This is a genomic window from Desulfoluna sp. HI9BLuna, assembly GCF_056829775.1.
This window is the reverse complement of the sequence record NZ_CP186555.1, coordinates 1105101-1123112: the sequence shown is the minus strand read 5'-3', so window position 1 is coordinate 1123112 and position 18012 is coordinate 1105101. Positions and strand designations below refer to the sequence as shown.

Sequence of the window (18012 nt, the reverse complement as noted above, 5' to 3'; positions counted from 1 at the left end):
TCCACCGGCTCTTTTTTTTGCCTGACCCCTACCTAATAAAGGCGAAGGGCGAAGGGCCAAAAGGCCAAAGGCTGAAAAGGGAGCAGGCCAAAGTTCGGGTCTGGTTCTGGGCAGCAGTGCCCCTTGATACCCTATGAATATAAAAGAGCCGGTGGGTTTTTCCACCGGCTCTTTTTTTGCCTGACCCCTACCTATAAGGGCGAAAGGCGAAGGGCCAAAAGGCCAAAGGTTGAAAAGGGAGCAGGCCAAAGTTCGGGTCTGGGCAGCCGTGCTCTTGCCCTTGATACCCTATGAATATAAAAGAGCAGGTGGGTTTTCCCGCCGGCTCTTCTTTTTTTTGCCTGACCCCTATTGAACCCCTATTGACCTATGACCTATTGACCTAATTGTTTCATGCCGGCTTGACCGGAACGCAGATGTCCACGGTGTGGCGGCCGTCGGGGTGTTCGCCCGGGGCACTTCGGTAGATCTCAAGGCAGGGGCGGTCGTCGGAGCGGTATCCGGACTGGGGGAGCCAGTCGGCCATGACCGCGTCCCAGGCTGCGGCGTACTCCGAGGGGAAGAGGTTGAACCGGGCCACGGCGTAGGTGCCGCCGGCCAGGGTCATGCGGCCGATGTCGCCTTCGGCAGGGGTGCCTTCGGGGACGGTGATGCAGACGCTTAAGCGGAGCTTGTCGTCTTCGGTGAGGGGCTCGTTGTCGTGGTAGACGCTTAAGGTCAGGGTCTCGGGAAAGTTTAGGAGCTGCCTCGGGCCGGCCCAGGTAAAGAGCCGATTGAAGAGTCTGTCGAAGAGCTCGCCGTTGCCCTGGTAAGGTCCGATGTGGCGAACATAGGCCACCTCCATCTCTTCAAGCGGTTCAATTCGTATCGTCGTGTTCAGTGTGTCGTCCATGTAAAGCCTCCATTGGTGTAGGGTTGAGGCATCATAAACAGCTTTGACAACGGCGGCTTTCCTGATCTTGTGGTCTGTTTTGCATTTTTTGCTGTTTCGAAGATCACCTGATTTTCTCCACTCCCCGGCGTTCATTCCGTAAAAGTCCCGGAAGGCCCTTGCAAAGGTGGCAGAGCTTGAGAACCCGCATGCAAGGGCAATTTCGGTGATCGTCTCAGCTGACAAGAGGAGCATGGCGGCTGCCTTTTCCACCCGAAGGCGCTGGATGTACCGGTTGAGGGTCTCCCCCACAGTGGCCTTGAAGATGCGGTGGAAGTGGTAGGGGGAATAGCAGGCAACCCCTGCCACATCATCCAGGGTGAGGCTTTGGCTTAAGTGGGCGTCAATGTGGTCCAGGGCGCGGTTGAGGCGGAGAGTGTGGTCGGTGTTCGGTGCGTGCATCTATGTCTCCGAGTTGGTCAGGGCTCTGCGGATAAACGTCATGATACCTTGGATCATTTTTTCATCGTTTTCAAGGGCGTCCTCGCCTGCAAAAATTTTCATGCGCTGGGAGTGGTAGTTAGACGAGTAGGCGTACTGGAGCATCACCAGGAGGTTGTCCATGCAGAAAGCCGCGGTGAACTCGTCGGTATCCGCGGCGATGTCCCCCTTGTCCCGGGCATCCCGCAGGAGCTTGCGATAATACCGGGCCGTGACCGTCTCCAGCTTGCCGGAGAGCTGGCGGGAGAGGTGGGAGAGCCCTTCGGAGGTGAGCTCCTGGTAGATCTGATTGAACTCCGGGTAGATGCGGGCATACACCTGCACCGACCGGAGCAGCCGTTCGAACTTGTCGAAGAGCGATCCCTCCTCTAAGTCTGTTGCGGCCAGGATGGCATCGATGAGGTGGTAGCTCAGGTCGTTGATGGTGAGGAACAGGGCCTCTTTGGACTCAAAGTAGTTGTACATGGAGCCGATGCTGATATCGGCTTTTTTTGCGATGACGTTGATGTTGGCCGAGGCAAACCCCTGCCCGGCGAACTCTTTGGCGGCCGCCTTTAAGATGCGTTCCCGCTTTTCAATGGGAATTTTTTCAAAGGCCGGTTTGGCGTGGGTGGCCTTGAGCTGTTCAATGATGTCGGATGCCGGAAAGGCGTGGGTCATGGTTGCGCGCTCCTGACGTCTAAGGCGGTCGGTGTGCCCCCGGGGCCTGTGGTTCGTGAGGTCTCATTTTAGTGAATGGGTATTGACAACATACGATATTTATTCAATGATTCATAAGTGAGTGATCGCTCACTCAACCTACAATAGCATGGCCCGGTTTCCAGGTAAAGGCGGCCGTCTTAATGAAAACCGCCGTGCCGAGACCATGGTGAGAAGTGCGAGGTCGTGTTCCCGGGTCCCGTAGCCTTTTTCAATCGCTTTCATAAAAAGAGCGGAAAGGAGGGGAGGTCCATGGAGTACCAGCGCGTGAAAGCCAATCTTAATCTCTATGCGGTCCTGCGCAACCTGGAGACCCTTGTGGCGTGCGACGGCACATCGGCCGAGTTGATCAAGGGGTGGGAGGTTACCCTTCAGTTCTCGGTGTTCCGGGGGCCCACCCTTTTCCTTGAGTTTCACAACGGCAGATGCAGGGCAGGGGAAGGGGCGCACCCATCGCCGGATGTTCGTCTTTTTTTTCTTTCGGCCGGCCATCTCAACCGCATGATGGACGGCAAGGGATCGCCCATTCCCCTTAAGGGGCTGACCCATCTCTCGTTTCTGACCAAGGAGTTTCCCCAGCTTACCGATCGCCTCGAATACTTCCTTAAACCCGACGACACCCTCCTTGCCGATACCGCCTATCAGGAGGTCAACACTCGCCTTAATCTGGGGGTTGCCGCCTATGCCGTCCGAGAGCTTGCCACCTCGGATCCCATGGGATCCCTCAATGCCGCATCCATGCCCGACGGAACCCTGGCCATCCGCGTGCTGCCCGACGGCCCGTCGGTCTCCATCGTAAAAGAGAAGGGCAGCTATGCCGTGGGAGCCCCCCGTCCGGAAAACCCCATGGCCATCATGAGTTTCCGGGACATGGGCGTTGCATGCGACCTGATGAACGGCAAATGCGACGCTTTTGCCGCTTTGGCCAAGGGCGATGTCTCCATGAAGGGCAGCATTCCCATGATCGAGGCGACCAACCTCCTGATGGACCGTATCCCCCATTACCTTGGGTAACCCAACCAAAACGTGTGAGGAGGCCATGGATACTTACAGCTACAAGCAGTCCCAGGCCCTTTTTGAGCGGGCCGTAAACGTCATTCCCTGCGGCGTGCCCGGCCACATGAGCCCTGCCGTGAACATCCCGCCCTCGGCCTATCCCATCTATGCGGCCAGGGCCGAAGGTGCCTGCTTCTGGGACGTGGACGGCAATGAATTCATCGATTACATGTGCGGGTACGGCCCCATGATCCTGGGGTACCGAAACCCGGTGGTGGACGGGGCGGCCCGACGCCAGGCCGACGAGGCGGATCTCACCATGTGTGCATCTCCCAAGATGGTGGAGCTGGCCGAAGCCCTGGTGGACACGGTGGATGCCATGGACTGGGCCTTTTTTGCCAAAAATGGCGGGGACGTCACCAACTACGCCGCCATGGTGGCCCGAAGCGCCACGGGTCGGAAAAAGATCGTGGCCATCAAGGGCGGGTACCACGGGGTGGCCCCCTGGATGCAGGCCCTGGGGCACCACGGCATTCTCGAAGAGGACCACGCCCACACCCTGCGCATCCCCTGGAACGATACCGCGGCCTTTGAGAAGGTGATCGCCGAACACCCCGGCAATGTGGCGGGTTTCATCGCCACCCCCTACCATGTTCCCACCTTTTACGACAACGTCCTCCCGGACCCCGGATACTGGCAGAAGATTGAGGCCATCTGCCGAAAAGAGGGCATTGTGCTGATCGTGGACGATATCCGCCACGGCTTTCGCCTCAACATGAAGGGCTCCCACGTGCACTACGGGTTCACCCCGGACCTGGTCTGCTACTGCAAGGCCCTGGCCAACGGGTACCCCATCTCCGCCCTCATGGGCACCGAAGCCATGAAGAACGAAGCGGCCAAGGTGTTCTACACCGGCAGCTACTGGTACCAGGCCGTGCCCATGGCTGCGGCCCTGGCCTGTCTGGAGGAGCTCAAGCGGTTAGATGCCCCTGCCTGGATGCTCAGGCAAGGGGCTGATCTTTTCGGCAAGATGGAGTCCATGGCCGCTCGTTACGGCTTTCACCTCAAGGTGACCGGCGAGCCCTCCATGCCCAATGTTCGCCTGACCGACGATCCCAGCGGGATGCTCCACCAGGCCTGGTGCGCGGAATGCACAAAACGGGGCGCTTTCTTTGCCTCCCACCACAACTGGTTTATCTCCACGGCCCACGACGATGAGGTGGTGGCCCGGACCCTTGCCATCTGCGACGAAGCCTTTCAGGTAATCAAAGATGCCGCAGAAAAAGGGCGGCTGGCCTCGTGATGGCGGGCTATTTACAGAAGGGGCGCGGGAAAAATGACATTTGCCCTTGAGCTTGATTGGCGTGAATCTGTTTTTTTGGCCTGTTTGTTAAACTTTTTAAACGTTTAGCCCCCGGCAGGGCCGCCGGAGGCATCTTCGTTGTGTACTTTTTTTCCGAAAATAAAGGAGATGGACCATGGCATTGACCGGTGCGGAGATCAGGGAGCTGGAAGAGCAGGCCTGGCAGATCAGGCACGACATCATCAACGTGACGGTGTGGGCGGGTGGGGCCCACATCGGCGGGGGGCTCAGCATGCTGGATATCCTGGTGCTCCTTTACTTCAAGTACCTGAACATCGACTCCGGTCAGCCGGAGATGGCGGATCGGGATCGGGTGGTGGTGAGCAAGGGGCATGGGGGCGTGGGCTTTGCTCCGGTGCTGGCGCGCCGCGGGTATTTTGATTTTGACGCGCTGAAGACCTTCAATCAGTTCGGGTCGCCCTTTGGCATGCACCTTGATGCCTCCAAGGTGACCGGTGTGGATGCCTCCACCGGTTCGTTGGGGCACGGGTTTTCCATGGCCGTGGGGCTGGCCCTGGGGGCGCGGGCCCAGAACAAGGCGTGGAAAACGTATTGCATTTTAGGGGACGGGGAGTGCAACGAGGGGGCGGTGTGGGAGGCGGCCATGTCCGCGTCCCATTTCGGGCTGACCAACCTGGTGACCATCGTGGACCGCAACGGCTACATGATCGACGGGGCCACCGAAGAGGTGATGGCCCTTGAGCCCTTCAGCGACAAGTGGCGGGCCTTCGGGTTCCATGTGCTGGAGGTGGACGGACATGACTTTGCGGATCTTGCGGGAGCCATCGACACCTCTCTTTCCGGTGACAAGGGGCCGTGCGTGATCATGGCCCACACCAAAAAGGGGCGGGGGGTCGATTACATGGAAGGCAACGTCAAGTGGCACTACGGCAGCATCGATTCCACCCTGGCCGACAAGGCCCGGGCTTCTGTGGACCGTCTGTACGGCAAGGCTTAAGGAGGAGATCATGAGTGAAGTGACCGGAACCACCTGGACCGTTTATGACGCCAACTCCATGACCCAGGCGGAGGTGTACGGCCATGTGCTGTGTGAGATCGGTGAGGAGCGGGATGATGTTGTGGGTCTTACGGCAGACCTGGCCAAATCCACGAAGATCGGGCTCTTTGGAGAGAAATTCCCGGATCGTTTTTTTAACGTGGGCATTGCCGAGCAGAACCTCTTTGGCGTGGCCGCGGGCATGGCCCTTTCCGGCCTGACGCCCTTTGTCTCAACCATGGCGGCCTTTGCCTCCATGCGGGCCTGCGAGCAGGTGCGCACCGATATCTGCTACCAGAACCTCAATTGCAAGATCATCGCCACCCACGGCGGTATCTCCTTTGGAACGGCGGGCAGCACCCACAACGCCCAGGAGGATGTGGCCATCATGCGCTCCTTTCCCAACATGACGGTGATCATCCCGGCAGACGGCATCGAAACCGCCAACGCGGTTCGTGCCTGCGTGGATTGGGACGGGCCGGTGTACATCCGTGTAGGAAGAGGGTTTGAGCCCACCTGGTACCACAGCGAAGATTACGGGTTCCAGATCGGCCGGGCCGTTACCGTAAGCGAGGGAACCGATATCACCCTGATCTGCTGCGGGGTAACAGTGCTCCAGGCTGCGGAAGCGGCCAAGGCCCTGAAGGAGGAGGACGGCTTGAGCGTTCGGGTGCTGAACCTTCACACCATCAAGCCCCTGGACGAAGAGGCGGTGTTGCGGGCTGTTCAGGAGACCCGGCGTATCATCACCTTTGAAGAGCACACGGTCCACGGAGGGCTTGGCAGCGCCGTGGCCGATGTGATTGCTGAAAGCGGCAAGGGGTGCGCCTTTGAAAAGGTGGGGCTGCCCGACGCCTTTTCCCTGGTGGGATATCCCGAAGATCTTTACGCCCATTACAAGCTCGACACCAACGGCATCATCGAGAAGGTGCGGGAGGTCATGGGCCGGGATTTTGAAGAGGACGAAGACTGGGAAGATGAGGTGTGACATGACCGAAAACCGAACGCATCTTGCGACGCGTATTCTGCTGAAGGCCTTGTTTCCCGTGATGAAGGTGGTGGTGGCCGATGACCCGAAGATGAACAGGCGTTTTGACGGCGTATCGGCACGGGTGCGTTTTGCCGTGGCCGGTGACGGCGGGCCCTGGGGCACCGACGTGGTGTTTGAGGACGGGGCGCTTTCCGTGGACGGGGCCATGGAGGGGGCTGCGGATGTCTCCTTTCGCTTCAAGAGCCCGGAGAGCTTCAAGGCCTTCATGGCCGGAAAGCCAGTGGTTCCGGGAATCCGGGGCTGGCGGCATCCCATTCTCATTGGGAAAATGGTCTCGCTGCTCCTGGCCATGAAGATTCTCATGCCCGATGCCCGGCCAAAGCAGGAGGCAAAGCAGCGGCTGAAGGTGAAGATGATCCTCTACATGATCACCACCGCCCTGAGCCAGTACAACAAGGGTGGGGACCCGGAGATGAGCCGGTGGACCGGAAAGCAGCCCGATCGCATTTACCAGATGTCCGTGGACGGCGAAGAGATTGCCGCCTACGTCCGGGTCAAGGCGGGCAAGACCAAGGCCGGTCGAGGGCTCTACACACGCAGGCGCCCCTTTGTTCACATCTGCTTTAACGGGATTCAAGGGGCCCTGCCGGTGCTTATGGGGGATGTGGAGTTTGTGGAGGCCCTGGGGCGACAGCTCGTCACCGTGGAAGGCTCTCCCGAGTACGCCGCCAACCTGAACGATTACATGCAGAGGATCCAGGCCCTGATTGTCTGAATTCCAAAGGGTACAACGTGGGAGAAGAGCCGCGCCGCATATCTATGCTGGTGCGGCTCTTTTTTTATGCAATGCAATGCAGAAAAACAGGGGTCAGGCAAAATTACATTTAACGTAAAAAAGGGTCAGGCAAAAAAACGCTTCATCAGGTCATAGGTAGGGAGAGGTGGCATACCGACATATTCGGGTGGTGATTATCCGCTCTTGGAATACACGTGTGAAAGGTATTCAGCGAATTATCGGAGCTTTTACCCTTTGCTGTGCCGGGAAAACTTAGGAGATGCGCCTGGTGTTGGCTTTTTCTGATGATTTATGCCTGCATGGTGTCTGGAATGAATTCGGTGCGTGGTCGCAGGGGAGGCGGGGGCGACGCGCTTTCGCCGGGGAACATTTGACAACGGGAGAACGGGTGTATTACACTTCGAAGTTACTTTACGGGTAATGCCTCTGAAAGGGTGGGCATTTTCATCCACACGTTTTTTTAAGCCTTAGCGTCCAGGGCTGTCTTCATGGGAGAAGTCCGCTCCGGCTGGTCGGGATTAAAAAGGACAAAGTAAGGGACGTTGTGTGGATGAAAATAACCCTGAAAAAAGAGGGGGAGGAAAGGCCCGTAAGGAGGAAGTTGGGAAGTTTGGGAAGTTGGATCCGGGCCTTTTTTTAACCGGTTGATGATTTTCAGGGAGGTATAGCCTTTTTGGGACCATCAACCTTTGTTTGTTCCCCTTCGAACCCCCAACGCGGATGGGGGCTCGAGGTATTTCGTTGATGGAGTCCGGCTTTGGAAGTGATGAAGAAGGGACGAACAACTTCATCAGGAACCGCACAACATCTTGATGCATAAGTATAAGATATTTTAAATCAGGTCAAATTCAACGTATTTAAGAAGTTTATCAATATGATTGATTTGTCCGCCCGGGCTTTCCGGTTGCAGGGGCCGAAACCACAACGGGCCGCCTTCCTGTATTAAGGACGACGGCCCGTTGCATGACTTTCTGGTGCTGATCAGGCAAAGAGTGCGGACATCAGTCGGGTGACACCGAAGCCCCCGATGGTCAGCCACCCGAAGAGGATCAGGGCCAGCCATACAGGCTTCATGCCGACGCCCCTGATGCGGCTGAAGTTGGTTTCGATACCCAGGGCGCACATGGCCATGGTGAGAATGAAGAGGTCCAGTTTGTTCCAGAAGGCCACCACGGGAGTGGGGATCACATTCATGGAGTTGATACCGGCCACGACAATGAAGAGGACGGCAAACCAGGGAATGGTGATTTTGCCGCGCTTACCTTCCTCGGCCCCTTTACGGCGCCCCAGCCAGATGCTGATCCCGATGAGAAAGGGGGCGATGAGCATGACACGGAGCATCTTCACGATGATGGCAGAGGATGCGGCCTCCGGGGAGATGGCGTTTCCTGCGGCCACGGCGTGGGCTACCTCATGGATGGTGCCTCCGATATAGATCCCGAAGAGCTTTTCGCTGATGTCGAAGAAGCCGGCTTTGTAGAGGGCCGGGTAGAGAAACATGGTCAGGGTCCCGAAGAGGACAACCGTTGAGACGGCCATGGCACTTTTATGGGCATCGGACTTCAGCACAGGCTCTGTGGCAAGGACGGCCGCCGCACCGCAGATGGAGCTGCCGATGGAGGTGAGCATGGCCGTTTCATAATCCAGCTTGAAGAACTTGATGCCGAGGAAGCTTCCCATAAGAAAGGTCGATGTGGCCATGGTGACGCTTACGGCAAACCCGGCGGTTCCGACGGCTGCGATATCCTGGAAGGTGATACGGAATCCGTAGAGGATGACACCGAGCTTCAGCAGGGTACGGGTGGCAAACACGATGCCGGGCACCCACCTGGCGGGCAGTGCCATGCGCAGGGTGTTGCCGTAAATCATGCCGAGCATGATCCCGATGATCAGGGGGCTGACCCCCATTCTTTTGATGGGCGGAAATTCAGAACAGTAGATAGCTGTTGTGGCGAAAAGGGTGACGAAAAGGAGGCCGTTCATGGCATCTTTACGACTTTCTGCTGGAAAAAACATCGGTTACCGCTCCTTGTGTCCTGCTTTGAGTGGTCCGTTTAACGGGCCGAAATCGTGTGCGATACGTTGTGTCAGTTCGTCGGTGGCGTGAAGAAACACCTCTCCTGTGCCTTGCATGGGCAAGGATCCGGCGTTATTCAACGTGTGGGAGACGAACGTGAGTCAGGGTGTTTTGCATGGCTTTTAACCCAACGTATCCGGCCATGCGTTTCTGTCCCGAAGGGTGGAGTTATTTTCAGGATGTATCGGGCACCGGGCGGTGAGGACGTGCACGTGTCGCGCCGCCCGGTGCCGTGGAGATACAGACTGCTTTTTTTGTTGCTCCACTCCGTGAAGGAGATGAGCTTGTTTTATGAATAGGGCTGTGATAAGTCAAATTCATTGTATTTAAAAAGCTCATAAAAATATTTGATTTTTGTGGGTGATTGGTTTAAAATTCAAGGTGTTGTTTCGCGGAAAAGCGTTCAATGCCGGGGGAAAAGCAGACATACCGGCACGTTTCGGTTCTATATCAAGGAGATGATGTTACCATGCAGATGCGCATGACATTACGGCAGCTGGAGTTGTTCCTGGCTCTGGCAAAGAGGCCGCACATCGGGGAAGTGGGCAAAGAGGTGGGGCTGACTCAGTCGGCCGTATCCATGGCCATCAAGTCCCTGGAAGAGATTCTGGAGACGAGGCTTTTCGATCGGATCAACAAAAAGATCGTGTTGAATGAAAACGGGCGGCTTTTCCTCGGGCGGGTGGAGCACCTTGTGCTTGGCCTGAAGGAGGCGGAGTCCATCTTCAGGGATGAGCACCTTCATGGAGAGATCCGTGTGGGGGTGAGTTCGTCCATCGCAAACTATATTATTCCGAAGATCTTCTACAGCTTCATGCAGACCCACGACGGGGTGAGCTTTAAGATGGAGACGGGCAACACCCATGAGGTGGCCTCTCTTATTGAAAGCGGCCGTGTGGACATGGGGTTCATCGAAGGGGAGTACGACGGCCTGGATATCCAGCACGAGGTCCTCGGCAAGGATGAGCTCTACATTGTCACCGGGGATGCGTCCCTGGTGCGGGAGGAGCCCTACCGCATGGAGGAGCTTCTCGGAAGGCGCTGGGTGCTCCGTGAAAAGGGGTCCGGTACCCGAGAGACCTTCATGGGCCATTTGGGTGATCTGTCCAAAGCGCTGAACGTCTATATGGAGCTGGACCATACCGGTGCGGTAAAATCGATTCTGTCCAACAGGGACACGGTTTCGTGCCTTTCCCGGTACAGTGTGCAAAAAGAGCTGAAATACGGCCTTTTGTTCAGGCTCCCCGTGGAAGGGTATTCGTTTACGCGGTCCTTTTATACCATCTGGCACAAAAACAAGTTCATGAGCTCGCTCATCACCGCCTTCATTGAATTTACCCGTAGCTGGGACGGCATGTCGCGCTAAGCCGTTCCTGCCCTGCCATTTCCCCATGGGTCACCCTATCTAAGGTTGCCCTGCCGGGGCATTGCTTGTCCCGGCAGGGTAACTGTGATAATTTGGTGTCATAATAAATTGTTGTCCTTCCATCTCTTTTTGCGCCGACATCTGCGAAAACCGAGTCTTCCCTTCCTTACTATACAGCCAGCCCATAAGAACGCACCTACCGCCCTTCCTCGGCAGGCCCGTCGAAGGCAGGCTTTTTCCATTCACTTGAACCACAGAAGGCAGGAACGGGCTGCATCGCGTCACAAGGTCTTTAATCCTCATGCAAGCTGAAGGACGAACTGTTTTCCCGGCAGCCTGATCAATGTTTTGTTTGTGGGATTTCTCTTTGCTTGCGGCGGTGTCGCGGTGCCGGAAGCCAAACCTTTTCGGGAGAAGCCTCATGTCCCCTTCCGGCATTCCCTTGAAAACCTCGGAGCTTTTGGTGAAAGCCCTCGAAGGAGAGGGCGTTCGGCATGTGTTCGGCGTGCCGGGTGAGGAGAACCTCGATTTTCTGGAAGCCCTTCGCACGTCCACCATCCAGCTGGTCTTGACCCGGCATGAGCAGGCCGCTGCCTTTATGGCTGCGACGTATGGACGGCTCACCGGTCGTGCCGGGGTGTGTCTTGCCACCCTCGGCCCAGGAGCGGCAAATCTCGTGACCGGTGCGGCCTATGCCCGGCTTGGTGCCATGCCCATGGTGATGATCACCGGCCAGAAGCCCATTACCCGGAGCAAGCAGGGGCGGTTTCAGATCGTGGATGTGGTGAGCATGATGCGCCCCTTGACGAAGTTTACCCGTCAGATTGTCCATGGGAATACGGTCCCTGCCCTTGTCCGTGAATGCTTCCGCCTTGCCGAGGAGGAGCGGCCCGGGCCGGTACACCTGGAACTGCCCGAGGACATTGCAGGCGAGATGGTGGAGGGCTGGCACCTGATTCCGCGAAGGGCACCCTGTCTTAGTTGTGCGTCCCGTACCTCCATTGAAAAAGCGGCTGAGATGATTGAGGCGGCTGTCTCGCCGCTTTTGCTTATCGGGGCCGGGACCAACCGAAAGCAGGTGATCGAGCCGTTGAAGGCGTTCGTGGAGAAGACCGGGATCCCCTTTTTCAACACCCAGATGGGCAAAGGTGTTATTGGCGGGGCCCACCCGTTGTATATCGGCACCGCGGCCCTGTCGGATAACGATTACCTGCATTGTGCCATCGACCGCGCGGATCTCGTGATCAACGCAGGTCATGATGTGGTGGAAAAACCGCCTTTCTTCATGGTGCCCGGGGGCAAGACGGTGGTTCATGTCAACTACAGCCCGGCGGAGGTGGACACAGTCTATTTTCCGCAGCACGATGTGGTGGGGGACATCGGCAACAGCTTCACGCGACTTACGGAGAGGCTTGCCAGGAGTGACCACCACGACTTTTCCTACTTTATGAAGATTCGCAAGGAGGTGCTCGGGCATATGGGGATGGACGCCGACTCTCCCAGGTTTCCTTTGTTGCCCCAGAGGGTGGTGGCGGATGTTCGCAAGGTGTTGCCGCCGGACGGCATCGTCGCCCTGGACAACGGTATCTTCAAAATCTGGTTTGCCCGAAATTACAGGACCAACATGGACAACACCATCTTGCTGGACAACGCCCTGGCTACCATGGGGGCTGGCTTGCCCTCGGCCATGGTGGCGGCCATGCTCAACCCTGGCCGACGGGTCATGGCCGTCTGTGGGGACGGAGGGTTCATGATGAACTCCCAGGAGATGGAAACGGCCGTTCGGTTGGGCCTCAACCTGGTTGTTCTGGTGTTGAGGGACGACGCCTATGGAATGATTCGCTGGAAGCAGTCCATGGTCGGGTATGCGGATTGGGGCCTTGAATACGGGAACCCTGATTTTGTGCTTTATGGAAAGGCATACGGCGCAGGCGGCCACCGGGTGGCGAAAGCTGACGCGTTGTTGCCGCTGATGGAGGCGTGCTTTGAGCGGGGAGGGGTTCACCTTATTGAGGTGCCGGTGGATTATTCGGAAAACCAGCGGGTCTTGATTGATGAGCTGGCCGCCCGGGTGTGCCTGTTGTGATTGGTGACGGCGGGCAGCCTTTTGCGTCGCTTTATGGGGCGGACTCATTGATCAATAAACAGAATTTTATGAGGAGGGCGATATGAAGGTGGAGGTGCGGTCCCCATGGGATGGGAAGGTTCTGGAAACGTTGCATATGGGCGGTATAGCCCATGTGGAAGAGTTGCTGCACAAGGCCACGGGGGTTCTTCGGAGTTGCAAGGCGTGGCTTCCCGTGTGGGAGCGTCGGGAGATCCTGTTGAAAACCGCGGCTGATGTGAAGGCGCGGCATGAGGAGTTTGCCCTTCTTATTGCCAGGGAAGGGGGAAAGCCCCTCATGGACGCCAGGGTGGAGGTGACCCGTGCCATCGGCGGCATTGAGCTGGCCGCAGAGGAGATGGGCCGCATGTCCGGTCGGGAGGTGCCCATGGGGCTGACTCCTGCCTCCACCGGACGTCTTGCCGTGACGATCCGGGAACCCATCGGCGTGGTGGTGGCGGTGAGCGCGTTCAATCATCCTTTGAACCTGATTGTTCACCAGGTGATGCCTGCGGTGGCCACGGGGTGTCCGGTCATTGTCAAGCCGGCCACGCGGACGCCTCTGTCATGCCTGGCGCTGGTGGAGTGTCTGCACAGGAACGGGCTTCCCGAAGCCTGGTGCCAGGTGGCGCTCCTCGGCCGTTCAGAGGCAGAAGCGCTGGTGACGGATTCCCGCGTTGATTATTTCAGTTTCATCGGCTCGGCAACGGTGGGGTGGGGGTTGCGAAGCAAATTGGCGCCGGGGACCCGGTGCGGCCTTGAGCATGGGGGCGCGGCTCCCGTGGTTGTGGGAGAAGGGGTTGACCTGGACCTTCTGGTGCCTCCCCTTATGAAAGGGGGCTTCTATCATGCCGGGCAGGTGTGTGTGTCGGTTCAACGGGTCTTTGCCATGAAGGGCATTGCTGGGGAGCTCGCAGCCAAGATGGCCCAGGCCGCATCGACACTGATTGTGGGGGATCCCACCGACAGCACCACCGATGTGGGGCCTTTGATTCATTCCGGGGAAGCAGACCGGGTAGATGAGTGGGTGAAGGATGCGGTCAAGGACGGAGGCCAGGTGCTGTGTGGCGGCGTCAAGGTGGCCGAATCCGCCTACGCCCCGACGATTGTTATGGCACCCCCCGAAGCGGCCCGGGTTTCCACGGAAGAGATTTTCGGGCCGGTGATCTGTGTCTACCCCTGTAAGGACGTAAACGAAGCGGTGCGACGCGCCAACAGCGTCAAGATGGCTTTCCAGGCCTCGGTGTTTACCCAGAATATCGATACCGCCATGCACGTTGCCCGTCACCTTGACGCATCAGCTGTCATGATCAACGACCACACCGCCTTCAGGGTAGACTGGATGCCCTTTGGCGGCAGGCGTGAGAGCGGCCTGGGTGTCGGGGGCATCGGCTATACCATGCGTGAGATGACCCAGGAAAAATTGATCGTTCTTCATCACCGGTAGGGGTTCAGGCTTGGGCTCATTACCCAACCGCTTATTGAACAAAAAAGGGTCAGGCAAATTAACTTGACAAAACTTCTTGTATCATGTCACATGATTATGTATTGAAAATTGCACGATATTTTTTATCTCTTGCCATCATTCTTTTCAACTCAGAACCAGCATCCCGTCATTTCGATGCCATATGATTCGATAAGGAGGTTATGTATGCCTCGCAGCCTTCGAATGCTTGTGCCGGATCGGGCCTGTGCCTATCACATTATTTCTCGAACCGCCCTGGACGGGCTTCCCTTTGACCCTCGGGACAAAGATGAGCTGGTACGGCTCATCAAATGGCTCAGCACCGTCTATTTTGTCGATGTTCAGGGGTATTGCATCATGGGGAATCATTTTCATATCCTCGTTGTTATGCACCCTGACCTTGCCGCAACCGATGCTGAAATAAGGCGGCGATATGTTTTGCGGTATGGTTCCAAACGCGTGTTTCCAGAGTCGGAGATGGCACGGTTAAAGTCGAAATGGTGCAACCTTTCAGAATATGTCAAAGAGGTAAAACAGACGTTTTCGAGGTTTTATAACAAGAGAAGGGACCGAAAAGGGACGCTGTGGGGGGATCGATTTAAAAGCGTCATTGTCGAAGACGGTGGCGCGATGCTCAACTGCCTGGCATACATAGACCTAAATCCCGTGAGGGCGGGGATCGTCAATCGTCCTGAGGATTATCGCTGGTGCTCGCTGGGGTACCATGCGCAGACCGGGAACAAGGACAAATTTCTGTGCGATGATTTTGGCCTTTTGGAATTCGGAACGTTTTCTTCGGACGAGCGACTCATCAGGTACCGTGAATATGTCTACCATGCCGGTGCCATTGATAAAGTGGGAGCTGCAAAAATTGAAAGCAGTATCCTTGAAAAGGAAATTAAGAGCGGTTTTCGAATAGGTAAGGCAAAGTGCTTGGAATATCGTGCAAGGCTTTTTACGGATTCCGGTGTCATCGGCTCCCAGAGTTTTGTTGAAGGGATGATTCATCATTTCAAATCGTCTGTTCCGGCAAAGCGAAAAAGGGTTCCCCGTGAAATATCAGGGTTCGAGGGGCTGTTTACACTGAAACGCTTGAGCCGTGTCTGAAGGGTTTGGCTTATGGCGGACTCACGCTGGGTGTGTTGGCAAGGGGACGTGCGCGTGCAGAAAGGATCGGAGGGCAACGTGAGAGCATCCGGTGGCGTCGTGGTTTTGTCTTCTTGATAAAGAGCAGTAAACGGAAAGGCGGATCTTGAGGGGACGCTACACGTATTTTTACCGGGACGGTTGTTTGCCTGATGGCATATGATAATTTAGTTTCTTTTATAACGAGAATTACTTCCATAAGCGTTGCCGGCTGAGTGGAAAGCCGTCTGCATATTTGTTCGAAGAACGGATTTGTTTTTTGTCAATTTTTTGCCTGACCCTTTTTGTTTTCCAATCCATCCTTTCGTTCTCCTCAATTGGCACCGAAACCATACTCAACGGTTTTTAAAAACATTTGCCTGACCCCTAAAGAAAATAAAATTGTGCAGAAGATGAAGAATGATGTATAGTGTGATGGTTGAATGTTATGAATCCTCAATGGGTTATATCTGTCGCGTTCCTTTTTCCCACCGATCCTGAAAAGACTCTGAGCCTGAGGCATCGCCTTTGTTTTGCCCATCATGGCAACAGCGCCCCGGAGTGCTTCAAACACGGGGCTTCACGCAACGTATACACCAACAACAGGGATACCAACCAGAAGAGGGAGAGCCGCCATGAAGAAACGATGGATGCTTGCCGCTGTGGTCGTGTGGATGATTATCGGTGTGGGGGTGGTCAACGCCATGAAACCGGAGCCCGATCCGGATAAACTGTGGCGATACATCACCGAGGTGTCCGCCTATGATTCCTGGGGATTCTGGGGAGATCACGTCGGGCTCCAAGCCGGGGGCGCACCCCATGGACCCTTCCACAAGGTGTTCGTGAACAAGCTGGGCCTTGATTCCAAAAAGCCCCCCGTGCGGTACGGCACCCTTATTGTCAAAGAAAATTACGGTGATGAGATGGGAAAGGATTTAAAAGCCGTCACGATCATGTACAAAGTCAAAGGCTATAATCCCGAGGCCGGCGACTGGTTCTGGGTAAAGTACAGCCCCGAGGGGAAAGCGGAAAAATTCGGGCGCCCCCAGGCATGCATCGATTGCCATGCCTCCATGGTGGATCAGGATTACATCATGGTTCACGGGTTTGGTGCGGAAGAGGAGTAAACTGACCCAGGCCACAAGGCACGGGCATGCTTGCTGCCTCGTCCCCTGAACAGGGACCGGAAACAGATGTGTTTCCGTCGGCGTAACATTACAAAGAAGTCATTTGTTCTGCTGTTGTGACGGGGTGTAAAGTGACCGCATGTTTCCCTTTGGGAGATATGCGGTTTTTTTTGTGTGAACCTTATGGAAAGTGGTTCGGCAGGGGTCTGTACCGGTTTTGTTCCCCTTGAAACCTGACCCCAAAATGATTATATATTTGCTGCCATTCTTTGAAGCAATGGGGCCGTATTTTGACGTCCTGCGTGCTTTGGTAAAGGAAACGATCGCAGGGTGTTGTATGGACGATCCTCTGGAATCCCGTAACAGGGAAACTGCAACCTGTTTTCGAGAAACATGCCGCTACCGTGGCTTTGCCACCCTCGTCGTCGGAGCTTGTTTACTCTGTTATCCTGAAATGGAGCAGCGGACCTGGAAAAAACGATGACTGCCGCGTGATTGTGTTGAGCCCCAAACGTGTTCGGGTTGAACCTCATGTCTGAGCTGACCGGAGAAACTACATATGGAAGAACTCAAAGCAAAAGTGGAAGAGGCCCATGGCCGTATCAACGCCGTTCGCCAGGAGATCGGCAAGGTGCTTGTGGGACAGACGAAATTGGTGGACGGGCTGCTCATGGGGCTTTTCACCCGTGGGCATATTCTCATCGAAGGGGTGCCGGGCCTTGCCAAGACCAGCGCGGTGAAGGCCGTTGCCGACGCCGTGGACGCTGAATTCAAGCGCATTCAGTTCACCCCGGACCTGTTGCCGGCAGACCTTGTGGGAACCGAGATCTACCGCCCCCAGTCATCGGATTTCGTCACGCGCAAAGGGCCCTTGTTTCGCAATATTATCCTTGCCGATGAGATCAACCGGGCCCCGTCCAAGGTGCAGTCCGCGCTTCTGGAGGCCATGCAGGAACGCCAGGTGACCATCGGAGACCAGACCTTCCCCCTTCCCGATCCATTTCTCGTTTTAGCCACCCAGAACCCCATTGAGCAGGAGGGAACCTACCCTCTTCCCGAAGCCCAGGTGGACCGCTTCATGTTCAAGCTCCTCGTGGAGTACCCCAGCAAGTCCGAAGAGAAAGAGATCATGCGCCGGGTGGGGTTCGAGGTCCCGGAAGCGATCCGCGCGGTCCTCTCCCCCTCAGACCTTTCGGCCATCTTCGACCTGATTCATGAAATCTATATGGACGAAAAGCTCCGGGACTACATCGTGGACCTGGTCTGCGCTACCCGCGAGCCTGCCGAGGTGGACGACGACCTGGCTGCATGGATCCGGTTCGGCGCCTCTCCCCGGGCCACCATTTTCCTTAGTCTTGCGGCACGTGCCTGGGCCTTTCTCCAGGGCCGCACCTACGTGACCCCCCAGGACGTCAAACAGATCGCGCCGGACGTCCTGCGCCACCGCATCATCGCCTCCTACGAGGCGGAAGCAGAGGACATCACCACAGACACCATCATCGAGCGGCTCTTCGAGAGGGTGGAGGTGCCCTGA

Annotated in this window: 15 protein-coding genes; 11 read left to right on the top strand and 4 right to left on the bottom strand. The window is 56.5% G+C overall.

Going from position 1 to position 18012, the window contains the following annotated elements; all coding sequences use genetic code 11:
- Window positions 1-391: 391 nt before the first annotated feature.
- The gene (locus ACOYW0_RS04390; RefSeq protein ID WP_482417353.1) at window positions 392-1333 is read right to left on the bottom strand and encodes an AraC family transcriptional regulator; all 942 of its coding nucleotides are present in this window, start codon (window positions 1331-1333) and stop codon (window positions 392-394) included.
- Entirely contained in the window at window positions 1334-2032 is a 699-nt protein-coding gene (locus ACOYW0_RS04385) for a TetR/AcrR family transcriptional regulator (protein ID WP_482417352.1), read from the bottom strand.
- Window positions 2033-2323: 291 nt separating this feature from the next.
- Here ACOYW0_RS04385 and ACOYW0_RS04380 point away from each other — a divergent pair, with 291 nt between their 5' ends.
- From ACOYW0_RS04380 to ACOYW0_RS04360, 5 genes are all read left to right on the top strand, one after another.
- Window positions 2324-3085: a hypothetical protein gene (locus tag ACOYW0_RS04380; protein ID WP_482417351.1), complete on the top strand. Its 762-nt coding sequence runs from the start codon at window positions 2324-2326 to the stop codon at window positions 3083-3085.
- A 25-nt stretch (window positions 3086-3110) separates the two neighbouring features.
- Window positions 3111-4370, top strand: coding sequence for an aminotransferase class III-fold pyridoxal phosphate-dependent enzyme (locus ACOYW0_RS04375; protein ID WP_482417350.1), 1260 nt, complete (start codon window positions 3111-3113; stop codon window positions 4368-4370).
- A 175-nt stretch (window positions 4371-4545) separates the two neighbouring features.
- Window positions 4546-5388 carry a transketolase gene (locus tag ACOYW0_RS04370; protein ID WP_482417349.1) on the top strand — a complete coding sequence of 281 codons (843 nt, stop codon included), beginning with the start codon at window positions 4546-4548 and terminating at the stop codon, window positions 5386-5388.
- A 10-nt stretch (window positions 5389-5398) separates the two neighbouring features.
- A complete protein-coding gene (locus ACOYW0_RS04365) occupies window positions 5399-6415 on the top strand; it encodes a transketolase family protein (RefSeq protein ID WP_482417348.1) in 1017 nt (338 codons plus the stop codon).
- A gap of 1 nt (window position 6416) precedes the next feature.
- Window positions 6417-7193: a hypothetical protein gene (locus tag ACOYW0_RS04360; protein WP_482417347.1), complete on the top strand. Its 777-nt coding sequence runs from the start codon at window positions 6417-6419 to the stop codon at window positions 7191-7193.
- A gap of 1002 nt (window positions 7194-8195) precedes the next feature.
- On the opposite strand, the gene ACOYW0_RS04355 is transcribed toward ACOYW0_RS04360, so the two are convergent.
- The gene (locus ACOYW0_RS04355; RefSeq protein WP_482417346.1) at window positions 8196-9230 is read right to left on the bottom strand and encodes a YeiH family protein; all 1035 of its coding nucleotides are present in this window, start codon (window positions 9228-9230) and stop codon (window positions 8196-8198) included.
- A 530-nt stretch (window positions 9231-9760) separates the two neighbouring features.
- Here ACOYW0_RS04355 and ACOYW0_RS04350 point away from each other — a divergent pair.
- The 4 genes from ACOYW0_RS04350 to ACOYW0_RS04335 all read left to right on the top strand — a co-directional run bounded on the left by ACOYW0_RS04350 (window position 9761) and on the right by ACOYW0_RS04335 (window position 15333).
- On the top strand, window positions 9761-10657 hold the full coding sequence (locus ACOYW0_RS04350) for a LysR family transcriptional regulator (protein WP_482417345.1): 897 nt from the start codon (window positions 9761-9763) through the stop codon (window positions 10655-10657).
- Between the two features lie 421 nt (window positions 10658-11078).
- The gene (locus ACOYW0_RS04345) at window positions 11079-12743 is read left to right on the top strand and encodes an acetolactate synthase large subunit (protein WP_482417344.1); all 1665 of its coding nucleotides are present in this window, start codon (window positions 11079-11081) and stop codon (window positions 12741-12743) included.
- 82 nt (window positions 12744-12825) lie between these two features.
- On the top strand, window positions 12826-14208 hold the full coding sequence (locus ACOYW0_RS04340) for an aldehyde dehydrogenase family protein (RefSeq protein WP_482417343.1): 1383 nt from the start codon (window positions 12826-12828) through the stop codon (window positions 14206-14208).
- Between the two features lie 204 nt (window positions 14209-14412).
- Window positions 14413-15333 carry a transposase gene (locus tag ACOYW0_RS04335; RefSeq protein WP_482417342.1) on the top strand — a complete coding sequence of 307 codons (921 nt, stop codon included), beginning with the start codon at window positions 14413-14415 and terminating at the stop codon, window positions 15331-15333.
- Window positions 15334-15685: 352 nt separating this feature from the next.
- On the opposite strand, the gene ACOYW0_RS04330 is transcribed toward ACOYW0_RS04335, so the two are convergent.
- Window positions 15686-15925 (bottom strand): hypothetical protein, encoded by a 240-nt coding sequence (locus ACOYW0_RS04330; protein ID WP_482417341.1) that lies wholly within the window; start codon window positions 15923-15925, stop codon window positions 15686-15688.
- Window positions 15926-15986: 61 nt separating this feature from the next.
- Between ACOYW0_RS04330 and ACOYW0_RS04325 the strand changes: the two genes are divergently transcribed.
- Both ACOYW0_RS04325 and ACOYW0_RS04320 read left to right on the top strand, forming a co-directional pair.
- Window positions 15987-16478 carry a cytochrome P460 family protein gene (locus ACOYW0_RS04325; RefSeq protein ID WP_482417340.1) on the top strand — a complete coding sequence of 164 codons (492 nt, stop codon included), beginning with the start codon at window positions 15987-15989 and terminating at the stop codon, window positions 16476-16478.
- A 559-nt stretch (window positions 16479-17037) separates the two neighbouring features.
- Window positions 17038-18012, top strand: a complete 975-nt coding sequence (locus ACOYW0_RS04320) for an AAA family ATPase (protein WP_482417339.1) — start codon at window positions 17038-17040, stop codon at window positions 18010-18012.